Genomic DNA, 23,994 nt, shown 5'->3' on the forward strand with positions numbered 1-23,994 from the left:
AAGTCCACACGGTCGGGACGAAGAGCTGGCCTGCAGTCGAACAAAGAGCTGACCATCCCACTTGACACACCAAATCCCCATGTGAGCAATCCAGAATCCTTCCGTGGAGAGATTCTGGATTGCTTCGCTCCGCTCGCAATGACGGAGTGTGGAGAGACGACGTCGCTCTAACGACTCGCATTTCATCCGGGACACACCTTCGCGGCCTCGCGGCGTCTTTCGCCCGAGTCTTGCTGTCCTATTTCGCCCTCCTCGAAAGCGAGGGCGCAGGGAAGGCTGGGCGCCGGCCGGCACCCGAAGTCCCGCGTGTGCGATGAGAACGCGCACGGGGGTGGACGACAGGTCGCCGGACATCCCGGCCTTCCCTGCGCGGATGGTTTTAACGGTGTCCTTCGTGATCTCCTCGGGGAGCGATGCACTATTGCCCCCGTCGCCATGCAGATGGCTGATGTGCGTGCCCGGTTGGGCCGTGAGCATCACCACATGACTTGACGCACAGACCCCGGGCGTCAGGACCACACGACTTCTCCGTCCGCGCACATCTTCGCTGGGTTCTCACCGGCTGGCGTGCGCTCACCGTCGAGACCATGCGAAGACGCTGTCAGCGCCGTGTCGTATCGCGCCGATCGCCGCTCACGGTTTCCCGCCCTGCAGCCAATCTTGCGCGCCGACGCCGTCGCGGCCACCGCATCCCGGCCCGCGTCCCGTGACGATCGCGAAACGCCCCTTGTGGCGGGCGGGATGTTTCGGGTTTTACGTCATATCCGAATTTCGGTCAATACGAATATCTTGCGGACCGCGATTGACCCAGCTTTAGCGTGTTTCGTCTGTCGGGCCACACAAGGGATCGTGGCCCGGGTGGAGCCAGCTCCCTATTTCCGTCAACTTTGACGGTCATTTGAGCCCTGATATTCTTCCACACGGCGTGGCTCGAATGAGCATGCGACCTATCATTGAACAAAGCTATTTGAGGATGCGGATGAGACGCACGACGTTCTTGGGCCTCGGCCTTGTGTGTGTCGGCCTCTGGGCACAGGATAGCGCGAGGGGGCAGGCTCCGGTGGCACCGCCGGTTTCGCTTGCTCCGATTGCATCGCCCCCACCTTCGAAGGCCAAGAATTCGCGGCCGAAGCGCGATCCAGCCTTGGCGACGCCCGGCACGGATACTTCGACGCCTGTGATCGGCGCACTACCGCTCTCGCCGAATCCCGCTGCCGATTACGATGGCTTCACCGTCGGCAGCGAAGACCGCGACGCCTCTAGTCTGGTCGCGCCGCTCGCGAGGTCACGCGCAGCGAAGAACAGTTCCGCAGGGCAGGAATCGCTCGACGATGAGGCGCTGAGGCGAAAGCTGACGATTTGCAAGAACTGCAAATAGGAGACTGGTCAGCCCGAGTGAGGCAGCGAACGCATCAATTCGGACAGGGTTGCCCGGCCGCTCCCCACATCGCCATGTCCTTGACGTGATCCTCGAAGGTGCCCGGCGGCGTCGAGCGGCCCGCTCCGGGCGCCCAGCCCCGCGGGATGAAGCCGTTCAAGGATGCATCGTGCCGCAGGTGCTCGACGAGACCGGCAGCGTCGCGGCCGCCATTGCGCTTCGGGTCCTTCATCTGCGCGCATATCTCGGCACCACTTTTGCCGAACCAGATGAACGCCACCGGCGCGAGTTGCCAGTCGATTCCGGCGCGTGGCGGCGACGGTGCCGGCTCGTTCGCCTGGGTCGAGGTCATGTGACAGGTCGAGCACGGGATCGCCTCCGCGCCGATGCGGCTCTCGCCGCCATGGATGTTCATGCCATGCGGGCGCGGCTTGGTTTCGCCGGCCGGCGTCCAGATGGGTATGGCCCTGGCATCGACATGGCAGTTGGCACACCGGGGATGGGTCACGACGGCCTCGATCCGCTTCCAGGCTTCCAGTCCCTGGACGCGGCTGACGCTGCCGGGCGGCAGCACGTCCTTTGCGGCCTCGTCCTTGGCCGCAACGATCCCGGTGAGCGCCGCGACGGCAGAAGCCGCGAAGACGACCGCAATTAGAGATCTCCTCATGGCTCGCCTCACACGAAATCAATGAACTTGTTGAAGGGCATTTCGCGGATGCGCTTTCCGGTGGCCGCGAAGATCGCATTGGCGAGCGCAGGCGCGGCCGGCGGAACCGGCGGCTCTCCGATGCCCCTCACCTTCGGATCGTTCTCCAGCCCGCGAACTTCGATGACCGGACATTGATAGATCCGCATGGCTTCATGATGGTTGTAATTGGTCTGCTGCACCGCGCCCTTGGCGTAGGTGAGCTCGCAGTTGATGGCGTGGCCGAGGCCCCAGACGACGCCGCCCTGCATTTGGCTCTCGAAGTTGACGGGGTCGATCACCTTTCCGACGTCGGCCACGGCCCAGACCTTGTCGATCCTGATGCCCCGGTCCGTGGCCGTCACCTCGACGACCTCAGCGGTCGGCGTGCCAAACGATTCCACGAAGGCAACGCCCCGTCCTCGACCGTTGCCGAGCGGTCCCTTCCAGTCCGACATCTCCGCCAGCGTCTCCAGCAGCTTGCGATAGTGCGGCACGCTGCACATCGCGATCCGCGCCTTCATCGGATCGAGTCCGGCGGCGTGGATCAACTCGTCGATGAAGCTCTCGGTGAAGAAGCCGGCCGTCGAGGCACCCACGGACCGCCAGGTGGTGCTCGGCGACAGCCCCTGCGCCTCGTAAGTCGTGGCCCGGAAATTGGGGATGTCGTAGTAGACGTTCCAGAGGCCGGCCGCCAATTGAGCGTCGGGATCCTTCGAGGGGACGCCCGAACGTTCGAGCAGCCCCTTGAGCGGCGCCGTCGACGCCAGCTGCAGATCGGCCGCGACGATCTTGCCCTTGTCGATGCTGCCGCGGTGCCGGGCGACCGCGATCTGCCGCGGGATGTCCTGGAGGAAATCCTCCTCGCGCGAGAACACCAGCTTGATCGGCGTGCCCTTCATCTGGTTGGCGATCTCGGCGAGAACGCGGACGTTCTCGTATTCGAGACGGTGGCCAAAACTTCCACCAGTCCACTGATTATGGAAGGTGACCTGTTCCGGCTTCAAGCCGATCGCGGTCGCCGCGACATGCTGCACGAATTGAGGGCTCTGGTGGCCGACCCAGATCTCCATCCCCTTGTCGGTGACGAGGCCGATCCCATTGAGCGGTTCGAGCGGCTGATGGGCGAGATAGGGCGCGCGATACTCCGCCTCGATGCGCGTGCCCGTCTTCAGGCCGGCTTCAACATCGCCGATCTTGCGCCATTCCTTGCCCAGGAACTCCGGCTTGAACGAAGATTGCAGCACCTTCCAATGGTCGGCCTGGTCGGCGGGGTACACTGAAGGCGCCCACTCACACCTGACGGCATCGGCGGCCCTCATCGCGTACCAGCTGTTCGTGGCGATCACCGCAATGCCATTTTTGATTTCGAGGATCTTCCTGACCCCCGGCATCGATTGCGCCTTGCTCGCGTCATAGGATTTCAGCGGCTGCCCTTTGTTGGGGTTCAGCTTGACGGAAGCGTACAGCATGCCTTCCATCTTCATGTCGATGCCGAACTTCAACTCGCCCAGAACCTTGGCGCGAACGTCAAGGCGCATCATCGGCTTGCCGATCAAGCGCCAGGTGGAGGGATCGCGCGTCTGCGCATCGAGCACCGGAGGAATCCCGGCGGCGTCCGCCGCGAGCTCGACATAGGGAATCTTCTTGCCGTCGGGGAGGATCACGTGCCCGGATCGGGTACGGATGTCGGCCACCGCGACGCCCGAACGCTTGGCAGCGGCGGCCTTCAACGTTTCACGCGCTACGGCGCCGGCCTTGCGCAGCTTCTCATAGGTGTCGGGGATCGTGCTCGAGCCGCCCGTCATCTGCATGCCGGACTTTCGAAGATCTTCGAGCGCCGCGGCGCGACCCGCTTCGGCCGCGGGGCTCCGATCCGAGGCGAGGAACGGCGCCAGTTCCTCCTTGAACCCGGTGTTGAAATAGGCGGGACTGGGACCAGCGAAGCGAACTTCGAACTGGCCGGGATCGAGGTCCATCTCCTCGGCGATCATGATCGGCTGCACCGAGCCGACGCCCTGCCCGATGTCGGCATGCTGTGCGATCAGCGTGATCTTGTCCGGGCTGATCTCGACCCAGGGATTGAACGTCACGGAATTCGGCCCGAGGCCGGCGGTCAAGGGATTGTCGCCGGCGGCCGGTGCGGCCACTTCAGCACCGCTATAGGAGCCGAAGGCAATGCCGCCGGCCATCGCGGCGGAGCCGAAGACAAACGCGCGCCGCGAGAGGTCCTGCATATGGCCCATATCACTTCTCCGCCATTTTCTTGGCCGCGGCCGCATGGATCGCCGCGCGGATGCGCGGATAGGTGCCGCAGCGGCAGAGGTTTCCCGACATCACCTGATTGATCTGCTCGTCCGTCGGTTTGGGTATCTTCGTGAGCAGCGAGATCGCCTGCATGATCTGGCCGGTCTGGCAGTAGCCGCATTGCGGCACCTGATGCTCGATCCAGGCCTGCAAGACCGGGTGGTGATCCTTGTTGTCGAGGCCTTCGAGCGTGACGACCGATTTGCCGGCGACCTCGCCGATATGCGACTGGCAGGACCGCACCGCCTTGCCGTCGATGTGAACGGTGCAGGCGCCGCATTGCGCGACCCCGCAGCCATATTTGGCACTGGTGATGCCGAGCTCGTCGCGCAGCACCCACAGCAAGGGCATCTCGGAAACGACGTCGACCTGGCGCTTGATCCCGTTCACCGTGAGTTCGATCATGTCGGTCTATCCCCTCGCGTATCTGGTCGTCGTAACAGCACTGCACGATGCAAACCGAGCCGTATTCCCGAATCCTGCGGGATCATGCGCAATCCCTGCGGAATGCCGTATCGTTGCGATCGGCATTGATGTCCGCCTGGCCGCAGCACAGTTCGCGATACTGCCCCGGCGTGAGATTTGCGGCCTTACGGAATACGCGCGTGAAATTGGCCTGCGAGCCGAAGCCGAAGTCCAGGGCAATCTCGACCAGGGACAGGCGGTCGCGTGCGAGCTCGTGCCGCGCAGCCTGGACGCGGCGATCGGTGACGTAGCGGTGCGGTGACAGTCCGGTTGCCTCACGAAACAATCGTGAGAAATGATAGGGGCTGAGGCAGGCCTGCGCCGCCAGATCCTCGAGCCTGATGTCGCCGCCAAGAGAGGCCTCGATATAGTCCAGTACGCGCTGAAGACGCCGCGGCTCGAGCGACGGCGACCTTTCGGGCGCGCGCCAGCGCTCGATCGTATAATTTCCCAGAAGATGTGCCGCGAGCGCGACCTGGATCCCCTCGACGAACAGCGCGTCGGTCGGTTGGCGGGGACGATGGAGCAGGTCGCGAAGCGGCGAACAGATGTGGAAGAGCACCTGATCCGCCAGGCCGTGAGCGTAGGCGATCTCGATCTTTGCCGGGTCGATGTCGAAATCCGCAAGGGCGCTGTGGTCGAGCAGCGCCGGCGGCAGATAAAGATGCAGACATTCCATCCGGTCCGAAAGCTCGAGATGGCTCTCCTGCGTTCCCACGGGCACGAGGTAGCTCATGCCCGGCCGCGCCAGGCTCTTCTGGACCTCACCGTTGCCAGCGCGGCACACCATCCCGCCGCCTGACAGCAGCATGACGAGCTCGGTGCAGATGGGAACGGGCGTTGCCTGACATCCCGCCTCGAACTTGCGATGCTCGATGCTCAGTCCCGGCCAATCGCTGGCCGCCGCGAGCTTCTCGCTGTTCTGATATTTCTGATCTCCATGCGTCACGAGCGCCATTACGACCTCCGCTGGTTGCGGCGAATCCCGGCCCCGTATCGCGAACGAGCGATCATTCCATCCGGTGGTGAGTTGCAGCCCCGGCCACTGCCACGCCGATGAGAACTTCTCACAAGCCGCTGGAGCGAAGTCCAGAGCCGGCGCGGTTAAAAGAGGTAAAAGACAGCCAAAGCAAAGGCTTGGACGATGCGCTCGATTGGCTCGAGCGGCTGACCCAGTCCCGATCAGCAAGATGCGTCGGTCATCGCGCAGGAATCGGAAATACCGCAATGGCCGGATGAGCCATTGATGCTCCATCGGACGGCAGTCCTGCCGGATCGATGTGACGAAGACCAAACGTGCGATCGCCGAGGTCGACGTTGCCACAGTCGCCGACGATGGTCCCAGCCGTTACCAGCGAAGGATATGCACCATGGCTCTCAAGGATATTCTGCCGGGAAGACTGGGCTTCGGCGCGGCGCCGCTCGGCAACATGTTTCGTGACATCCCTGAGCAGGAAGCCCTCGCGACGGTGAATGCCGCCTGGGACGACGGCATCCGCTATTTCGATACGGCGCCCTTCTATGGCGCGGGTCTCGCCGAGATCCGCATGGGTGCAGCGCTCGCCGGCCGACCGCGTGAGGAGTACGTGATCAGCACCAAGGTCGGGCGCCTGATCCTGGACGAGGTCGAGGATGTCAGTGCCCGCGACCTCGGCGAGAAAGGCGGCGTCTTCAAACATGGTCGCCCGAACAGGATCGTGAACGACTACTCCCGGGACGCGACGTTGCGCTCGATCGAGGACAGCCTGAAGCGGCTAGGCACCGACCATGTCGATATCGCCTTCGTGCATGACGTCGCGCAGGATTTTTACGGAGACGAGTGGCTTTCGATCTTCGAAAGCGCACGCAAGGGCGCGTTCAGGACGCTCGACCGGCTGCGCGACGAGGGCGTGATCAAGGCATGGGGGCTGGGTGTCAACCGGGTGGAGCCGATCGAGCTGCTGCTCGCGCTCGAAGAGCCGCGCCCCGACGGCTTCCTGCTCGCGGGCCGCTACACGCTGCTGGACCATGCGAGGGCGCTTCAGCGGGTGATGCCGATGGTTGCGGAGCATGAGCTCGCGATCGTCGTCGGCGGACCCTACAGTTCGGGCGCGCTCGTCGGCGGTCCGAACTTCGAGTATGCGCCAGCCCCTCCGGAAATCCTCGACAAGGTGGCGCGGATCAAGGCGATCGCCGATCGCTATGGCATCAGCATGAAGGCCGCAGGCCTGCAATTCGCGCTGGCAAACCCGGTGGTCGCCGCCGTGATCCCCGGGGCGAGCCGGCCCGGCCGCATCGCCGAGGACCGCGCGGCCCTTGACCAATCAATACCCGGCGATTTCTGGCGCGAACTTCGATCGGCCGGTCTCGTCAATCCAGCTGCTCCGCTTCCGGACGCCGGCTGACCGGCACATGACATCGCTCACAGACCGAGGAGACGAGAATGACCGACGAAACGTGCAAAATTGCCGAAATCGAACGCCGCAGCCTGCTTCGCACGGCAGGCGCCGCGATGATCACCGGTCTTGCGGCCGGCAGCATGCCGTCAGCCGCGTCCGCGGCGCCGGAGGGCATGTCGACGGCCGAGCGCAACGAGGCGCCGCTCGGCGCGCGGCTGCAGGCGTCCAGCATTTCGGGCTTACGGTCCAGAACATGGAGCGGGCTTACGAATTCTATACGGAGGTGCTCGGCGGCACCGAGGTCTTCCGTCATGGCGACTTCCAGGGCGACGGGGTGCAGAACACGCTGCTGGCCGACCAGGAGATCGAGGCGAACGCACGCGGGGTCAATCCGCGAACGATCGGCGTTCCCGACCTGCGAAGCGGAGCGCAGCGGCTCGACGTCCGCTTCATCCAGTTCGACAACATGGTGCTCGAACTGCTGCAATATCGCGAGGCCGATCAGCCCATGGGCAGCGCGAAGAGCTTTGCCGAGCCGCTGGAGCATATGAGCCCGGCTTTTCCGCGCATGATGCACATCTGCTTCTACGTTCGCGACGACGTCGACTTCAACAAGTTCATCGCCGACCTCGAAGCCGAGTCCGCGCGCCGCGGCATGACACAGGTGAGAGCGAACCGCACCATCCGCGTCATGACGGAAGCAGACCGCAAGGCGGCTCCCTGCAGCGCCAACACGAACCGCGTGACGGCGGAGCCTTCGAACGGTTGGGAGCTGATCTATTGCAAGGGTCCCGAGGGCGAGCAACTCGAATTCGTCAAGGCGCTCGACCCGGTCAAGAAGCGCTTCAGCGAGGCCCTGGCAAAGCGGCAGCAAAAAGTCGTGCGCTGACGACTCAAACGTGGCGCGCGACCGGGTCAGTGCCGCTTGCCTGGCCGCCTCGCACTCACGACTACATGTGAAGGAGCTCATCATGCAAAGTCTCGTCCGCAATTCGCTTTGCGTCCTGCTGTCCGCCGCCTCGATGGCCATGACGGCGCCGTCCGCGGTCGCCGGGGAAGCGCCGCGCGTGCGCTATCAGGAGATTCCGGATGGCGCATATTCGGTCGTGGCGCAGGTGCGAGCCAAGCCCGGGAAAGAAGACGCGCTGCGCGCCGCCACCTTGCCGCTGATCGACCTGGTTCGCGGCGATCCCAAGAACCTGGTCTATTTCCTTCAGGAAGACCGCGCCAAACCCGGTCATTTCATCTTTTACGAGGTGTTCGCCAGCCAGGCCGATTTCGACGCGCACAACGCGATGCCTTATGTGAAGGACTGGTTCGCCAAGCTGCCGGAACTTGCCGACGGCGGCGTCGAAGTCATGCGCATGGCGGTTCTTGGCAAGCGCCAAAAATAGCGAGTGAGCGATTTTGTCGCAGCAATCCCGCGGTAGATGCCCGCGGCAATCGTGCGAATTCAGAACGTCTCTCTTCAACCAGTTTGCAGTGCATGATAATGGCATGCGATCTGTTCGATCGATTGGCATGGATCAATGAGGGCTGCCACGGAGACACGGCAACGGGCCACACTCCGACAGGAACTCACATACTGCTTCGGCCCATTTCGACTGGTTCCCCGCCGCCAGTTGCTCCTTCTCGACGGACGTCCGGTCAAACTGGGCGGGCGCGCATTCGAACTCTTGCAAGTGCTGGTGCAGCGCTGCGGCGAACTCGTCAGCAAGAATGAGCTGATGGCCGCGGCCTGGCCGGGCACCTTCCTCCACGACAGCAATCTCAAGGTCAACATGTGGAGCTTGCGGCGTTCGCTGGGAGATACCCAGATCGACCCCGTCTACATCGCGACCGTGGCGCGCCGCGGGTACAAGTTCATCGCCGAGGTGCAAATCAGCATCGGCGAGATCGAGGATGATCTGGCGCTCGCCGAACCGCTCCCGTTGTCCAATCCGCCAATGCCGCGCGGCATCATTGGTCGTGAAGCAGAGGTCGTCGAGATCGCCGGCCTGCTGGCCGACAACAGGCACGTGACCCTGGCTGGCGCCGGAGGAATCGGAAAGACGACGGTTGGCGTGGCGGTCGCCCAGGCGCTTGCGCCACGGTGTCGCGACGGCGTCTGCTTCGTCGATCTCGCCACGATCTCCGATCCGACGCTGTTCGGCGCGGCACTGGTGACGGCGCTGGGCATCAGAGGCAACCCGGACAACAGCCTGGCTGCGGCTCTCGACTATTTGAGACCGCGGCAGATGCTGCTCATTCTCGACAATTGCGAGCATGTGCTGCCCGCCGCGACGATCTTCGCCGGCCGGTTCATGGCGGACACATCGTCTTCCAGGTTGCTTGCCACGAGCCGGGAGCCGCTCGGCAACGCCACCGAGCATGTCGTCCGGCTGGGTTCGTTGGCCTCACCGAAATTTGGCTATGCCCTGACCGTCGATCAGGCCGTCAGGTTTCCCGCGGTGCAGTTGTTCGTTCGCCGCGCCGCCGAATGGTCGGACTACCAGTTCGTCGATCGTGATTGCGAGGCCATCGCTTCGATCTGCCACTCACTCGGCGGCATTCCGCTTGCCATCGAGTTGGCCGCAGCCCAGATCGGCCGGTTCAATCCTCGCGAGTTGGTGGCAATCCTCGACCACAATCTGGGTTTTCGCGCCCCCGCCGCCGATGGCGCGCCGCTGCGCCAGGAAACCCTGATGGCGACAATCGACTGGAGCTTCAGGCTGCTGTCGCAGAGGGAAGCCAGACTGTTCGGCCTGCTGTCGGTGTTCAGCGACGCCTTCGAGGTCGAGGACGCGGTCTTCGTCGCCGAGGCGGCAGGGCTCACGCCGGTCGACGTCGTTACCGGACTCGGCAGTCTCGTCGCCAAATCGCTTCTGAGCGCACAGGCCCAGGGCGCAAGCCTGCGCTACCGATTGCTCGACAGCACGCGGCGCTATGCCGCCGAGCGGCGCCGGGCCGATCCTGCCTGCGGCCAGGCACTGCCCCGCCATGCGCAACGTGTCCTCGCGCTGTTCGAACAATCCGAGGAGGAATGGAACTGGCGCGAGCCGGCCGATTGGACACAGCGCTACCTTGGTCGCATCGCCGATTTGCGCGCCGCTCTTTCATGGGCATTCGGCGAGGAAGGCGATCCTGTCCTCGGAATCAAGCTCACGGTTGCAGCGATCACCTTGTGGTCGGAAACCTCCATCCTGTCGGAAGCGCAGGCGCGGCTGGAGGACGCGCTCGCCCTGGCCGAGACCGTCGCGTGCGACGATCTGTTGAAGGCAAATCTCGCCTGCGCCCTCGGATGGAGCCTGTTCTACGCCCGCAAGATGTCGAATGAGAACGAGGTCGCCTGGCTCGATGCCATCGCTTTTGCAAGGAGCGCCGGCAACATCGAGTATCAGCAGCGCGCGCTGGTCGGTTTTGCCTTCTACCTGCTGCAGATTGGCCAGGTCCCGCGCGCCATAACCTATCTCGAGGAGGCCACGGAGCTAGCCGACCGCGACCGCGATTTGACGGCAACGTCCGAAGCCGACCGCGCGCTGGCCTGGGCCTGCGCGTTTGCCGGTGAATTGAGCAAGAGCCGCGCAGTTCTGGATCGTCTCGCGGCGACCTATTCGCTGGCCAAGGGCCGTTCGCGCAAGGATGCGAACGAAGTCTACCGGTTCATCACCGTCCGCTTCAACCTGCCATTCGTGGCGTGGATGCAGGGGCAAGCCGACTACGCTGCGAGGCTGGCCCGCGACGCCGTCGAGGCCGCGGATCGCAGCGGCCATTGGGTGTCGCAGTCGAATGCGCTCGGGCTCGCCGCGCTTCCTGTCGCGCTCGAAACCGGTAATCTGGATGCGCTCGCGCGCTTCACCGAGCGTCTGCGTCGCAACCTGGAACGTGAGCGCATCTCGCGCTGGGTTCCGGTCGAGCGCTATTTCTCCGCCTGCCTTCGCGACCTGCATGGCGATCGGCGCGCGGTGGAGGATATTCGGGCCGCGATCGAAGAGTTGATCGAATGTCGCTTCCTGATGCGGATCGGCAGCTATCTCGCGGTCCTCGCCCGCGCCTATTTGCGGCAAGGGCGGATCGCGGAGGCGCGCGAGGCCATCACGCGGGCGATCGGCCATCAGGAACGTCAAGGCGAGCGCTGGTGCCGGTCGGAGCTTCAAAGGGTCGACGCAGCGGTCCTTCTCCACGCCGGCGAGCCGCTGCGCGCTGAAAAACGGCTAGAACAGGCACTCGCCGAAGCACGCGCCATAGGAGCGGCGACATTCGAATTGCGCATCGCCACCGATCTCGCCGCGCACTGGATCGGGACCGGCCGCAGGGTCAAGGCTGTCCGACTGCTCGCCCCGATCTATGAAGGCTTCGCCGAGGGCTTCGAGACGCCGGATCTGGTTGCCGCCTCGCGCCTGCTGCAGTGCGTGCGTCCGACAGCGATCGGCTGCGGCCACCATCGCCAATCGAAGCCAGTGCACGCCCGCGGCGCATAGCTGGCCTACCGCCACGCTCGCCGCGCGCGCTTTACGCCTCGCGTAATTCCTGATCCTCTCTCCCCAACCAGCCGGACCAACCGGCCATGCCCCAGGGAGAGAGACGCCATGAAGCTCGGGACCGCGATCGCGGAAATCATGAGGCGCGAGGGGATCGAGATCCTCTGCGGCTATCCGGTCAACCATCTGATCGAGCACGCGGCGAAAGCCGAGATCCGCCCCGTGATGGTACGGCAGGAGCGCGTCGGCATCCACATGGCGGATGCGATCTCGCGGGTCACGTCGGGGCGCAGCATCGGCGCGTTCTGCATGCAGCACGGGCCGGGTGCGGAGAATGCGATGGGCGGCGTCGCCCAGTGCTTCGGCGAGTCCGTGCCGGTGCTGGTGCTGCCGATGGGCTATCAGCGCAGGCTTTCGCATGTCGAACCGAACTTCAATTCCAGCGAGGCGATGAAGCCGTTCGCGAAATCGTCCGAGCCGATCATCCTCGCGACCGAAGTCGCCAACATCTTCCGCCGCGCCTTCACCAAGCTGAAGAACGGCCGCGGCGGGCCGGTGATCGTCGAGATCCCCTCGGACATGTGGAACGAGGAAGTGCCGGAGCCGCTCGACTACACGCCGGTGCTGCGCACCCGTTACGGCGCCGACCCCGTGCATGTGAAGGAAGCGGCCGGTGTTCTGGTCAACGCGAAGCGGCCGGTCATCTATGCCGGTCAGGGCGTGCATTACGCACAGGCCTGGCCGCAACTGAAACGGCTCGCCGAGCGGCTGGCGATCCCCGTCACCACCAGCCTCGGAGGCAAATCGTCGTTTCCGGAAACGCATCCGCTCTCGCTCGGCTCCGGCGGCCTTGCGGTGCCGCGCGCGGTTCCGAAGTTCCTGAGCGAGGCCGACGTCATCTTCGGCATCGGCTGCTCCTTCACCGAGACCAATTTCGGCATCGCGATGCCAAAGGGCAAAGCCATCATTCACTCCACGCTCGATCCCAATCATCTCAACAAGGACGTGGAAGCGAAGATCGGCCTCGTCGGCGACGCCGCCCTCGTGCTCGACGCGCTGCTGGAGGAAATCGGCAGGACCGTCACCACGGATCGCGATGCCTCGGCGGTCGCGGCCGAGATCGCGGCCTCTCACAAGGAATGGCTGGCGAAATGGATGCCGAAGCTGACCAGCAATGACGCACCGTTGAGCCCGTACCGCGTGCTGTGGGACCTCCAGCACACCGTCGACATCGAGAACACCATCATCACCCACGACGCCGGCAGTCCGCGCGACCAGCTCTCGCCGTTCTGGAGAGCGGTCGAGCCCCTCACCTATCTCGGCTGGGGCAAGACGACGCAGCTTGGCTACGGCCTTGGGCTGGCGATGGGCGCCAAGCTCGCAAGGCCCGACAAGCTCTGCATCAATGTCTGGGGCGATGCGGCCATCGGCTTCACGGGCATGGATTTCGAGACGGCGGTGCGCGAGCGCATCCCGATCATGTCGATCCTGCTCAACAATTTCTCGATGGCGATCGAATTGAAGGTGATGCCGGTCTCGACCGAAAAGTATCGCTCGACCGACATTTCCGGCGACTACGCCGCGATGGCGCGCGCCTTCGGCGGCTATGGCGAGCGGGTGACCAGGCCGGAGGACATCGTGCCCGCGATCAAGCGGGGCATCCAGAAGACGCAGGAAGGCGTCCCGGTGCTGCTGGAGTTCATCACCAGCAAGGAGACCGAGGTGTCGCGGCCAGGCACGTGAGCGGGCGCGCTTGAGCATGGGTGGCATCAAGCCCGGCTGGTTGCGCCGCATCCACCTCACCCCGACGAGAGAGGTGATCCCGCCTGCCAGCTTCGTCGCTTCAATCCAGTCTCGTCTCAGTTCGGTGCCGCGGTCGTCGAGGCTGGCACCTGCCGCGCGGGATGTGATAATCCGGCCCGGTGCTGCGCCTGTCGCGGCATCAAGCCGGATTGCGAATGACCAACCTTCCGAAGGATATCGCCGCTGAACTTGCAGCCGAGAACGCGTGGCTGCGCGGCGAGCTTGCGATTGCGCGGGATCGCCAGAGCGCGAGTGCCGAGATCCTGCGCACCATCGCGGCCTCGCCCTCCGACGCGCGGCCGGTTTTCGCGGCGATCGCATCCAGCTCGAAGCACCTGCTCGGCGGCTTCTCCGCCACGGTGCTTCAGTTCATCGGCGACGAGCTGCACCTCGTGGCGTTCACGCCGACCAGCCCGGAGGCGGACGAAGCGCTGAGGGCGTCGTTCCCGCGCAAGATCGCGGACTTCCCGACCTTTGCCCTGGTGCGCGACGGCGAGACCATCCAGTTTCCCGACAGCGAGGCCGCCGACGTTCCGGAGCTGAACCGGGAGCTGGCGCGGCTGCGCGGCTTCCGCAGCGTGCTGTTCATGCCGCTGATGAACCGGGGCACGCCGGTCGGCATGATCAGCGTCACGCGCGCTGTAACAGGCGCATTCGCGCCCGACCTCGTGCAGCTGCTCCAGACCTTTGCCGACCAGGCGGTGATCGCGATCGAGAATGCGCGACTGTTCAATGAGACGAAGGAGACACTCGAACGCCAGACCGCCACCGCGGACATCCTGAAGGTGATGGCGGCCTCGCCGTCCGACGTGCAGCCGGTATTCGAGGCGATCGCCGTCAATGCCAACCGGCTGATCGGAGGCTTCTCCACCGCGGTGCTGCGTTATATCGACGGCGCCGCCCACCTTGCGGCATTCACGCCGACCGATCCGGCCGGCGATCGCGTGCTCCAGGCCTCGTTCCCGGTGCCGTTCGCACAATTCCCGCCCTATCAGCTGGTTGCCAATGGTACCGCCGCGCAACTGCCCGACACCGAGCTCGAGCCGGCCGCACGCGACATCGCGCGTGCGCGGGGCTATCGCAGCATGCTGTTCACCCCGCTGATGAGCGAGGGCGAAGCCATCGGCATCATCATCGCCACGCGCCGTGCGACAGGCAGCTTCGCCGAGCATCATGTGCGGCTGCTCCAGACCTTCGCCGACCAGGCGGTGATCGCGATCAAGAATGTCAGCCTGTTCAACGCCACCAGGGAAGCGCTGGAACGTCAAACCGCGACCGCCGATATCCTCAAGGTGATCGCGGCCTCACCATCAGACGTCACGCCGGTGTTCCAGGCCATCTCCGACAGCGCAAAGTCGCTGATCGGCGGGCACTCCTCGACCGTCACCCGCGTCATCGACGGCATGCTGCATCTGGCGGCCTTCACCACCGACAATGAAGCCGGCAACGCCGATCTGCTCAGCTCCTTCCCGGCGCCGCTGTCGGGCTCGGGCATTCACAGCCGGGTGGCCCGAAGCGGACAATATGCCTTCCGCAGCGACATGCAGGGCGAACCCGACCTCACCGAAGCCATGAAGGAACTGGCGCGAACGCGAGGTTATCGCAGCATCCTGGTGGTGCCGATGCTGCGCGACGGCATCGCGATCGGCACCATCGCCGTCACGCGGCCGGAGCCCGGCCATTTTCCTGACAAGGCGATCAACCTGCTCAAGACCTTTGCCGACCAGGCGGTGATCGCGGTCGAGAACACGCGCCTGTTCAACGAGGTGCAGGACCGCACAAGCGAGCTCGCCAGATCGCTGGACGATCTGCGCGCCGCGCAGGACCGACTGATCCAGACCGAGAAGCTCGCGTCCCTCGGCCAGCTCACCGCGGGCATCGCGCACGAGATCAAGAACCCGCTCAACTTCGTCAACAATTTCGCCTCGCTGTCCGCCGAACTGACCGAGGAGCTGAACGACGTGCTTGCGCCGGTATCGCTCGCCGAGGACGTGCGCGCGGACGTCGAGGAGCTGACGGGCCTCCTCAAGGACAATCTGGCAAAGATCGTGCAGCACGGCCGCCGCGCCGATTCCATCGTCAAGAACATGCTGCTGCATTCGCGCGAAGGCGGCGGCGAGCATGGGCTGAGCGACATCAACGCGCTGGTCGAGGAAAGCCTCAACCTCGCCTATCACGGCGCGCGCGCCGAGCATCCCGGATTCGACGTGACGCTAACTCGCGAGCTTGATCCTGCGGCAGGGCAAGCCGAACTATTTCCGCAGGAGATCACCCGGGTGTTGCTGAACCTGATCTCGAACGGATTCCACGCGATCACGCGGCGCAAGGCCGACGGCGGTGGCGGCGATTACCAGCCGGTCGTGACCGCCACGACCCGCGACCGCGGCGATCACGTCGAGATCCGCATCCGCGACAACGGCACCGGCATTCCGGACGAGGTGAAGGAGAAGATGTTCAATCCGTTCTTCACCACCAAGCCGGCCGGCGAAGGCACCGGCCTCGGGCTGTCGATGAGCCACGACATCGTGGTGAAGCAGCACGGCGGCAGAATCGAGGTCGCGACGGTGCCGGGAGAGTTCGCCGAATTCACGATTCTGCTGCCGCGGAAGAGCGGATCCATGAGGAGCGACAAGGGATAGCAACACCTCGGAGGATTCATTGAAGAGTCTCGCGTGGTTCATTCGGCGCCAATTGCTCTCACTCTCCGGCGTCGGCGTCATGCTTGGCGCGCTGCTCTTCGCGGCCGCGCTGACGCCGACGCTGATTCCGCGCAGCTATCTGACGCAAGGTGCCCTCGCCGGCGGCTGCTTTGCGATCGGCTATTTCACCGGCGTGCTGTGGCGGCGGCTGTGGCACTATCTGGAATTGCCCGAACCGTCGGCGCGGGCGAGATCGATTGCGAACGCGCTGGCCTCCGTCATCTGCCTGCTGGTCGTCATCGTATGCCTATGGCGCAGCGCCGAATGGCAGAACTCGATCCGCGCCGTGATGAAGATGGCACCGGTCGAGACCGCACATCCATTCAAGGTCTGCGCCATCGCCCTGGTCACGTTCGTGGTGCTACTGGTGCTGGGACGGCTGTTCACGCTGGTCGCCGGCTTTCTCGCCGCCCGCGCGCGGCACGTCATCCCGCCGAAAGTGGCGAACGTCATCGGCGTGCTGATCGCGGGCTTGCTGTTCTGGTCGATCGCCAGCAATGTCCTGATCCGCACCGCATTCAACGCGCTCGACTCCTCCTTTCGCGAGCTCGACATCCTGCTCGAGCCGGAGCGGCCGCAGCCGACCGCGTCGGACCGGACGGGCAGCCCGGACTCCCTCGTGAAGTGGCAGGAACTCGGGCGCATGGGGCGCCGGTTCATAGCCTCGGCCCCGACCGCAGCCGAGATCAGCGCCTTCACGGGACGGCCCGCCCGGGATCCCGTGCGCGTCTATGTGGGGCTCGCCGGCCGCGACACGCCGCGGGCGCGCGCCAAGCTCGCGCTCGACGAGCTGAAGCGTCAGCATGGTTTTGAGCGCAAGGTCCTTGTCGTGATCACGCCGACAGGCACCGGCTGGATCGATCCGGCCGCGATGGACACGGTGGAATGTCTCCACCATGGCGATGTCGCGAGCGTGGCGATACAATACTCTTATCTCAACAGCCCGCTGTCGCTGCTCTTCCAGCCGGAGTACGGAGCGGAGGCCTCGCGTGCGCTGTTCGCTGAAATCTATGGCTACTGGACGACGCTGCCGAAGGACGGCCGGCCGCAGCTGTATCTGCACGGGCTCAGCCTCGGCGCCATGAACTCGGAAAAATCTGCGGAGTTGTTCGAGACGATCGGCGATCCGATTGCAGGCGCGCTCTGGAGCGGGCCGCCGTTCGAGAGCCGCATCTGGCGCTCGATCACCGCGAACCGCAACCCGGGCACGCCGGCGTGGCTGCCGGAATTCCGCGACGGCCGCTTCGTCCGCTTCATGAACCAGAATGGAGCGACAGTGCCGGCAGATGCGCCCTGGGGTCCGATGCGCGTCGTCTATCTGCAATATGCCAGTGACGCGATCACGTTCTTTTCCTACCGCGACGCCTACCAGGCGCCGGCCTGGATGACGGTGCCGCGCGGGCCGGACGTCTCACCCGAGCTGCGGTGGTATCCCATCGTCACCATGCTGCAGCTCGCCCTCGACATGGCGGTCGCGACCCATACGCCGATGGGCTTTGGCCATGTCTACGCACCCGAGCATTACGTCGACGCCTGGGTCGCGGTGACCGATGTCAGTGACTGGTCGGCCGAGGCGCTCGCCCGGCTGAAGGGGCAGCTTGCGGCGAAAGCGCGGCAGACGACGAGTGCAGGGAATGACGATCCCGATCGCGGCGGCTAAAGCCGCTCACTCCGCCATCTCGACGTGCTTGGTCACGGTGGGGCCGGCCAGCGGCCGCTCCTCCAGCGCGATCAGGCACAGCGCAGCACCCGTCATCAGCGCGGTGGCGGCGCCGAAGACATAACGGAACGCATGCCGCATGTCCTCGGCGGGAATGGCATTGACGACGCCTGCGGCATGATGCTCGCCGGCGAGCGGGATGTCGGCACCCAGCGCGATCAGCAGGATGGCTGCGAAAGCTGCGACCGTGAACGAGGACATCAGCGAGCGGAAGAAGTTCAAGGCGCCGGTGATGGTGCCGACCTGCGGCCGCGCGACCGAATTCTGCACCGAGACCACGCAGACCGGAAAGGTGGTACCGAGGCCGAGCGCGAACGCAGCCATCAGCGTCAAAAGGCCCCAGAGCGGCAGCGTCGTCAGCGTCAGGCCAAGGCCGCACAGCGCGGCCCAGGACGTGCCGATGATGGCGACGCGCTTGTAGTGCTTGGCCCGCGCCATGGTACGGCCGGCGACGGCCGCACCGATGGTCGAGACCGCCGCGAGCGGGATCAGCGCAAGCCCCGCCTCGCTGGCGGTGAGATGATAGACGGATTCGTAATAGAGCGGCAGCTGGACCGTGAGGCCCGTGATCGCGCCGAGCGCGCAACCGCCTGCCATCAGGCCGAACGGCACGACCCGTCCGCCGAGCAGCGGCAGCGGCAGGAACGGCTCGTCCGCCCGCCGCGCATGCCAGACGAAGCTGACGACGAGCGCGACCGCGCCACCGACCATCGCGAGCACGGTCGGCGACAGCCAGGGATAGCGCGTGCCGCCCCAGGTCAGCACCAGCATGAAGACCACGGCAGAGGCCATCAGCAGCACGCCGCCGAGCCAGTCGACCTTGCGCTTGCGGTGGAACACGGGGATCTTCTTCATCTTCGGCAGCAGAAGCGCGATCGCGGCGGCCGAAAGCGGCAGGTTGATCCAGAAGATCATCGACCAGTGCAGATGCTCGGCGAAGACGCCGCCGATGACGGGGCCTAGAATGCCGCCGACCATCCAGACGCTGGAAAAATAGGCCTGGTATTGCCCGCGCTCGCGCGGGCTCACCACGTCGGAGATCACGGTCTGCACCACCGGCATGATGCCGCCGCCGCCGAGGCCCTGGAGGCCGCGCGCCAGGATCAGCATCGGCATGTTCGGGGCGATCGCGCACAGCACCGAGCCCGCGACGAACAGGCTGAGCGAGATGATGATCATGACGCGACGACCGTAGATGTCGCTGAGCGTGCCGAACACCGGCGCAACCGCGGTCGAGGCGAGCAGATAGGCGGTGATCACCCAGGAGAGATTCGAGACGTCCTGGAACTGCCGCCCGATGGTCGGCAGCGCGGTCGCCACGATGGTCTGGTCGAGCGCTGCCAGGAACATCGTCAGCATCAGGCTGATGACGATGGTGCGGACCTCGTCGGAGGTCAGCGGCACCGGCGGCGCGATGGACGGCGCGTCATCGACGCTCAACACCTCGCTGGGAAGGCGGGACAGCTCGTCGGCAATGTCGTCAGGCAATGTCTGGACGTCGGCAGCACTCTGCCGTTCGATTTTGTTCATCTCGTCGGACGTCATGTGGCGGCGCAACGCCGCGAAGGATTCGTTCTATGCAATCCAATGTAGACAGCAAAGTTCTTCCCGGGCAGGCACCACGGCGCATGGGTGCATCCCGCCCCGGGGTCATCCCGAACACGTGATCGCAAGGGGCGACGGATCAGTCCCTTGTCAGTCCCTTGTCAGTCCCTTGGGCGTCGCTTCAGACGAGCCCGTTTCGGCAGCACGGCCGGCCATTGCACGATGTGGTTCTCGAGCTCCTCGTCCGGGATCTCCTCCTCGCTTCCCTCGACGCGGCCGCGCACGGAGACGCCGGCTTCATGCACGGTGTTGGGATCGCCCGAGACCAGCGGATGCCACCAATAGAGGTCGCGCCCCTCGGCGACGAGCTTGTAGCCGCAGCTCGGCGGCAGCCAGTTCAGGCTGCGGACATTGGCCGGGGTCAGGCGAACGCAATCCGGAACCTTGTCGGAACGATTCGGATAGTCCTTGCAGGCGCAGCTCGCCCCGTCGAGCAGCTTGCAGCCGACATGGGTGAAGTAGATCCGGCCGGTATCCTCGTCTTCGAGCTTGTTCAGGCAGCAGCGGCCGCAGCCGTCGCACAGGCTTTCCCATTCGGACCCCGACATCTCTTCCAACGTCTTGGTTTTCCAGAAGAATTCTTCCTGGCCTGAGGGTCGTTTGGGAGCTGCGGTCATGCGCCTCAACAAAAATTCGAAAGAGCTACGGCGACGCCATCTAGGGGGCACGGCCGCAAGGGTGCAAGCGAGGCCTCTCCGAAGCCCGTAATGACCCGGGGTCAGTTAGGCCTGTTGTTCAAAATCGCGAGCGTGACCATTGGTTTATGGGCCCCGCTCGGCTAGAAGGAACAGCAAGTCCCTCGGATGCTGGCCGGGCGCCTTGGGTTTGCCGCAACATTCCCCCAAGACGTCTCGATGCCGCCCCGGCCGGGTGCTTGATCGCTTCGAAGCAGGGCTCAAGGGTTCTAGGTGCGACAGATCATACCACCGCATTGGAAGCAGAGGGTCCGGAATTTCTTCCTCGACCTCGATGCGCGTATCGATTCCTCGCTGTTCTCCTCGGCCAAGGGCATCCGCGAGCTCTACGAGCGCTACTCCACCTTCATGGACCGCTTCTATGTCGGGCGGTGGAAGCGCTGGGTCTTCATCGAGCCGTTCTCGGAGGCCGCGACGCTGGGCCTCGGCGGCCTCATCGTGATGCTCACCCTCGCCATCCCCGCCTTCCGCGAGACCGCGGACGAGGACTGGCTGAAGAAGTCCGATCTCGCGGTGAGCTTCCTCGACCGCTACGGCAATCCGATCGGCAGCCGCGGCATCAAGCACAACGATTCGATCCCGCTGGAAGATTTTCCCGATGTCCTGATCAAGGCGACGCTGGCGACCGAGGACCGCCGCTTCTACGAGCATTTCGGCATCGACATCGCCGGCACCGCGCGCGCGCTCGTCACCAACGCCCAGGCCGGCGGCGTGCGCCAAGGCGGCTCCTCGATCACCCAGCAGCTCGCCAAGAACCTGTTCCTCAGCAACGAGCGCACCATCGAGCGCAAGGTCAACGAGGCCTTCCTCGCGATCTGGCTGGAATGGCGCCTGACCAAGAACGAGATCCTCAAGCTGTATCTCGACCGCGCCTATATGGGCGGCGGCACGTTCGGCGTCGATGGCGCGGCGCATTTCTACTTCAACAAGTCGGCGCGCGACGTGACGCTGGCGGAAGCTGCGATGCTCGCCGGCTTGTTCAAGGCACCGACGAAATACGCCCCCCACATCAACCTGCCCGCCGCCCGCGCCCGCGCCAACGTCGTGCTCGACAACCTCGTCGATGCCGGCTTCATGACCGAGGGCCAGGTGTTCGGCGCCCGCCGCAATCCGGCCTTCGCCGTCGACCGCCGCGACGAGGCTTCGCCGAACTATTATCTCGACTACGCCTTCGACGAGATGCGCAAGCTGGTGGACACGTTCCCGAAGTCCTACACCGAGCGCGTCTTCGTGGTCCGCACCGCGATGGACACCAACGTGCAGAAGGCGGCGGAAGACGCGGTCGAGAACCAGCTGCGCCAGTTCGGCCGCGACTATCACGCAACGCAAGCGGCGACCGTCGTCGCCGATCTCGACGGCGGCGTCCGCGCCATGGTCGGCGGGCGCGACTACGGCGCCAGCCAGTTCAACCGCGCCACCGACGCCTATCGCCAGCCCGGCTCCTCGTTCAAGCCCTACGTCTACACAACGGCGCTGCTGAACGGTTACACACCGAACTCGATCGTGGTCGACGGCCCGGTCTGCATCGGCAATTGGTGTCCGCAGAATTATGGCCATTCCTATTCCGGCTCGGTGACGCTGACGCAGGCGATCACGCGCTCGATCAACGTCGTGCCGGTGAAGCTGTCGATCGAGATCGGCCGGCGGGATCAGCCGAAGGCGCCGAACCCGGCCAAGATCGGCCGCGCCAAGATCGTCGAGGTCGCGCGCCGCTTCGGTCTCAAGGCACCGCTGCCCGACACGCCGTCGCTGCCGATCGGTTCGGATGAAGTCACCGTGCTCGAACATGCCGTCGCCTACGCGACCTTCCCCAACCGCGGCAAGGCGGTGACGCCGCATGCGGTGCTTGAAGTGCGCACCGGCGCCGGCGACCTCGTCTGGCGCTGGGACCGCGACGGTCCGAAGCCGCGGCAGGCGATCCCCGCTTCCGTTGCCGCCGACATGGCCGGCATGATGAGCCACGTCGTCAGCGAAGGCACTGCACGCCGCGCTGCGCTCGACGGCATTCCGACCGCGGGCAAGACCGGCACGACCAATGCGTATCGCGACGCCTGGTTCGTCGGCTACACCGGCAACTTCACCTGCGCGGTCTGGTACGGCAACGACGACTACTCGCCGACCAACCGGATGACCGGCGGCTCGCTGCCGGCGCAGACCTGGCACGACATCATGCTCGCGGCCCATCAGGGCGTCGAGGTCCGGGAGATTCCCGGCGTCGGCATGGGCCAGAAGCTGCCGCCGCAGCATGTCTCCAACGCGCAGGCCAATGCGGCGGCGAAGGTGCTGGCGACCAAGCCGGGTCCGCCGCCGGTGCTGACCAAGCGCGGTGCCGACGTCCTGGTGCGCGTCGAGAAGCTGCTCGATGATGCGGCCAGGACCGCGAATAAATCCGCGGCCGACGACGGCAAGCCGGCCAAGCCGTCCTCGGCGACGAGCGCGCTCGCCTTCCCGCAAAACTATGCGGAAGAGAACGCCAACGCCTCTGCTCCGCGCAAGAACTGATCGAAACCCGTGCGGCTGATCCTGATCACATTGACGGCGCTTCTTCTCGCAACGGTGGTCGGCGTCGGCGCGACCTGGATGACGACGACGCGCGGCACCGAGATCGGCACGCTGACCATCGGCGCCTGGACCGCGCGGCCGCGCACCGGCACCGCCGACGCCGACCCCTATTCGCGCGCCACCATCGTGCGCAACGGCGAGCTGCCGATCGGCACCGGCGACGGCGTCGCCTTCACCGCCACCACCGACGACAAGAGGAAGGCGCTCGACGGCCGCTGCGATGTCGTCGTCTCCGGCGTGACGCCGCCGGCGCGGTTCTGGACGCTGACGCTGTACGACCGCAAGGGCCACCTCGTCGCCAATTCGCTTGCCCGCTACGGCTTCACCAGCCAGGAGATCGTGCGGCAATCCGACGGCTCGTTCGAGATCCGCATCGCCTCGCGCTCCCGTGCCGGCAACTGGCTGCCGACCGGCGGCATCGAGCGCTATGCCTTGATGCTGCGCCTCTACGACACCCCGGTCGGGGTCGCAACGCGCACCCAGCGCGATGCGCCGATGCCGAGCATCACCACGGTGGGCTGCTCATGATCCGGCTCGCGTTCACCATCATTGCCGGCGTGGTGCTGGGCCTCGTGGTCCATCTCGTCAGCGTGCTGGCGCTGCCGCGGATCGCGACGCAGGATGCCTATTCACGGCTGACGCCAATGACGAAGGTGAACGCCGTCACCCAGCTTCCCCTCGCCGACCCCAACACCTCGCCGATGCCGTTCATGGACCCGGCCTTCGCGCTGGCGATCTGCCGCTACGATCTGTCGGGCGGACCGATCAAGCTGACGGTGCCGGTGAGCCAGGCCTACACCTCTGTTTCGTTCTACACCCGCAACGAGATCGCCTATTACGCCATCAACGACCGCTCCGCGGGCCGCAAGGTGATCGAACTCGACCTGATGACCGAAGCGCAGCACAGCGAGCTGCCCGAGGACGAAGAGGTCACCGCGGCCGACCGGCTGATCATCGATTCCCCTGCGACCACCGGTCTGATCCTGATGAAGGCGCTCGCCCCCGAGCCCGGCCTGATGCCGCAGGCGCAAAGCTCGCTGGCAGCGGCGACCTGCGCGCCGCAGACCGAGCCGCCGGCCAAGGCCGAGGCACCGCGCGGAAGGCGCTGAGCGCGGCCGTTTTAGCGCTGCAGAACATAAAAGCGCGAAAACAACCCCATGCACAGTAGCGGGGGAATTGAAATCATTGCGTTCTTTGAGCGGCGACGACGAGGCGACTGGACGGGCGCGTATGCACC

At 65.1% G+C, this 23,994-nt stretch carries 17 protein-coding genes; 11 read left to right on the forward strand and 6 right to left on the reverse strand.

The genetic code is table 11. From position 1 onward, the window contains the following. Positions 1-1,144 precede the first annotated feature (1,144 nt). Positions 1,145-1,378, forward strand: a complete 234-nt coding sequence (locus EDE08_RS39570; RefSeq protein ID WP_349627712.1) for a hypothetical protein — start codon at positions 1,145-1,147, stop codon at positions 1,376-1,378. Between the two features lie 34 nt (positions 1,379-1,412). Here EDE08_RS39570 and EDE08_RS35695 read toward each other — a convergent pair whose 3' ends face one another. The 4 genes from EDE08_RS35695 to EDE08_RS35710 all read right to left on the reverse strand — a co-directional run bounded on the left by EDE08_RS35695 (position 1,413) and on the right by EDE08_RS35710 (position 6,129). Continuing rightward, entirely contained in the window at positions 1,413-2,045 is a 633-nt protein-coding gene (locus tag EDE08_RS35695) for a hypothetical protein (protein WP_131874276.1), read from the reverse strand. 8 nt (positions 2,046-2,053) lie between these two features. Then, the gene (locus EDE08_RS35700) at positions 2,054-4,309 is read right to left on the reverse strand and encodes a xanthine dehydrogenase family protein molybdopterin-binding subunit (protein WP_131874278.1); all 2,256 of its coding nucleotides are present in this window, start codon (positions 4,307-4,309) and stop codon (positions 2,054-2,056) included. A gap of 1 nt (position 4,310) precedes the next feature. Then, positions 4,311-4,775: a (2Fe-2S)-binding protein gene (locus EDE08_RS35705; RefSeq protein WP_131874280.1), complete on the reverse strand. Its 465-nt coding sequence runs from the start codon at positions 4,773-4,775 to the stop codon at positions 4,311-4,313. An 82-nt stretch (positions 4,776-4,857) separates the two neighbouring features. Beyond that, positions 4,858-6,129: a helix-turn-helix domain-containing protein gene (locus tag EDE08_RS35710; RefSeq protein ID WP_349627713.1), complete on the reverse strand. Its 1,272-nt coding sequence runs from the start codon at positions 6,127-6,129 to the stop codon at positions 4,858-4,860. Between the two features lie 76 nt (positions 6,130-6,205). On the opposite strand from EDE08_RS35710, the gene EDE08_RS35715 reads away from it, so the two are divergent. The 7 genes from EDE08_RS35715 (at position 6,206) to EDE08_RS35745 (ending at position 17,835) form a co-directional block, all read left to right on the forward strand. Further along, complete coding sequence (locus EDE08_RS35715) at positions 6,206-7,219, forward strand: aldo/keto reductase (RefSeq protein WP_131874282.1); 1,014 nt, start codon at positions 6,206-6,208, stop codon at positions 7,217-7,219. Positions 7,220-7,466: 247 nt separating this feature from the next. Beyond that, positions 7,467-8,102: a VOC family protein gene (locus EDE08_RS35720; RefSeq protein ID WP_245524987.1), complete on the forward strand. Its 636-nt coding sequence runs from the start codon at positions 7,467-7,469 to the stop codon at positions 8,100-8,102. Positions 8,103-8,235: 133 nt separating this feature from the next. Then, entirely contained in the window at positions 8,236-8,607 is a 372-nt protein-coding gene (locus EDE08_RS35725; protein ID WP_349627714.1) for a putative quinol monooxygenase, read from the forward strand. A 135-nt stretch (positions 8,608-8,742) separates the two neighbouring features. Further along, complete coding sequence (locus EDE08_RS35730) at positions 8,743-11,673, forward strand: ATP-binding protein (RefSeq protein WP_131874284.1); 2,931 nt, start codon at positions 8,743-8,745, stop codon at positions 11,671-11,673. 45 nt (positions 11,674-11,718) lie between these two features. Beyond that, complete coding sequence (locus EDE08_RS35735; protein WP_283810588.1) at positions 11,719-13,416, forward strand: thiamine pyrophosphate-requiring protein; 1,698 nt, start codon at positions 11,719-11,721, stop codon at positions 13,414-13,416. A 215-nt stretch (positions 13,417-13,631) separates the two neighbouring features. Then, a complete protein-coding gene (locus EDE08_RS35740; protein ID WP_131874288.1) occupies positions 13,632-16,115 on the forward strand; it encodes a GAF domain-containing sensor histidine kinase in 2,484 nt (827 codons plus the stop codon). Between the two features lie 79 nt (positions 16,116-16,194). Next, positions 16,195-17,835: an alpha/beta hydrolase gene (locus tag EDE08_RS35745; protein ID WP_131874394.1), complete on the forward strand. Its 1,641-nt coding sequence runs from the start codon at positions 16,195-16,197 to the stop codon at positions 17,833-17,835. Positions 17,836-17,841: 6 nt separating this feature from the next. Here EDE08_RS35745 and EDE08_RS35750 read toward each other — a convergent pair whose 3' ends face one another. After that, on the reverse strand, positions 17,842-19,425 hold the full coding sequence (locus tag EDE08_RS35750; protein ID WP_131874290.1) for an MDR family MFS transporter: 1,584 nt from the start codon (positions 19,423-19,425) through the stop codon (positions 17,842-17,844). A gap of 176 nt (positions 19,426-19,601) precedes the next feature. Beyond that, entirely contained in the window at positions 19,602-20,117 is a 516-nt protein-coding gene (locus EDE08_RS35755; protein WP_131874292.1) for a YcgN family cysteine cluster protein, read from the reverse strand. A 291-nt stretch (positions 20,118-20,408) separates the two neighbouring features. Here EDE08_RS35755 and EDE08_RS35760 point away from each other — a divergent pair, with 291 nt between their 5' ends. From EDE08_RS35760 to EDE08_RS35770, 3 genes are read left to right on the forward strand one after another with little or no spacing between them, the layout of a single operon-like run. After that, complete coding sequence (locus EDE08_RS35760) at positions 20,409-22,697, forward strand: transglycosylase domain-containing protein (protein WP_131874294.1); 2,289 nt, start codon at positions 20,409-20,411, stop codon at positions 22,695-22,697. 9 nt (positions 22,698-22,706) lie between these two features. Then, positions 22,707-23,285 (forward strand): DUF1214 domain-containing protein, encoded by a 579-nt coding sequence (locus tag EDE08_RS35765; RefSeq protein WP_061877991.1) that lies wholly within the window; start codon positions 22,707-22,709, stop codon positions 23,283-23,285. Beyond that, positions 23,282-23,866, forward strand: coding sequence for a DUF1254 domain-containing protein (locus EDE08_RS35770; protein ID WP_131874296.1), 585 nt, complete (start codon positions 23,282-23,284; stop codon positions 23,864-23,866). The genes EDE08_RS35765 and EDE08_RS35770 overlap by 4 nt, the downstream gene beginning before the upstream one ends. The last annotated feature ends 128 nt before the right edge of the window (positions 23,867-23,994 follow it).

It is taken from the genome of Bradyrhizobium sp. R2.2-H (assembly GCF_004346455.1).
GTDB lineage: Bacteria > Pseudomonadota > Alphaproteobacteria > Rhizobiales > Xanthobacteraceae > Bradyrhizobium > Bradyrhizobium diversitatis.

Excerpts from the sequence above, each read along its gene's own strand:
- EDE08_RS35695 (WP_131874276.1), bottom strand. The coding sequence starts at position 2,045 with ATGAGGAGATCTCTAATTGCGGTCGTCTTCGCGGCTTCTGCCGTCGCG.
- EDE08_RS35700 (WP_131874278.1), bottom strand. The coding sequence starts at position 4,309 with ATGGGCCATATGCAGGACCTCTCGCGGCGCGCGTTTGTCTTCGGCTCC.
- EDE08_RS35705 (WP_131874280.1), bottom strand. The coding sequence starts at position 4,775 with ATGATCGAACTCACGGTGAACGGGATCAAGCGCCAGGTCGACGTCGTT.
- EDE08_RS35715 (WP_131874282.1), top strand. The coding sequence starts at position 6,206 with ATGGCTCTCAAGGATATTCTGCCGGGAAGACTGGGCTTCGGCGCGGCG.
- EDE08_RS35720 (WP_245524987.1), top strand. The coding sequence starts at position 7,467 with ATGGAGCGGGCTTACGAATTCTATACGGAGGTGCTCGGCGGCACCGAG.
- EDE08_RS35725 (WP_349627714.1), top strand. The coding sequence starts at position 8,236 with ATGGCCATGACGGCGCCGTCCGCGGTCGCCGGGGAAGCGCCGCGCGTG.
- EDE08_RS35730 (WP_131874284.1), top strand. The coding sequence starts at position 8,743 with ATGAGGGCTGCCACGGAGACACGGCAACGGGCCACACTCCGACAGGAA.
- EDE08_RS35740 (WP_131874288.1), top strand. The coding sequence starts at position 13,632 with ATGACCAACCTTCCGAAGGATATCGCCGCTGAACTTGCAGCCGAGAAC.
- EDE08_RS35745 (WP_131874394.1), top strand. The coding sequence starts at position 16,195 with ATGCTTGGCGCGCTGCTCTTCGCGGCCGCGCTGACGCCGACGCTGATT.
- EDE08_RS35750 (WP_131874290.1), bottom strand. The coding sequence starts at position 19,425 with ATGAACAAAATCGAACGGCAGAGTGCTGCCGACGTCCAGACATTGCCT.
- EDE08_RS35755 (WP_131874292.1), bottom strand. The coding sequence starts at position 20,117 with ATGACCGCAGCTCCCAAACGACCCTCAGGCCAGGAAGAATTCTTCTGG.
- EDE08_RS35770 (WP_131874296.1), top strand. The coding sequence starts at position 23,282 with ATGATCCGGCTCGCGTTCACCATCATTGCCGGCGTGGTGCTGGGCCTC.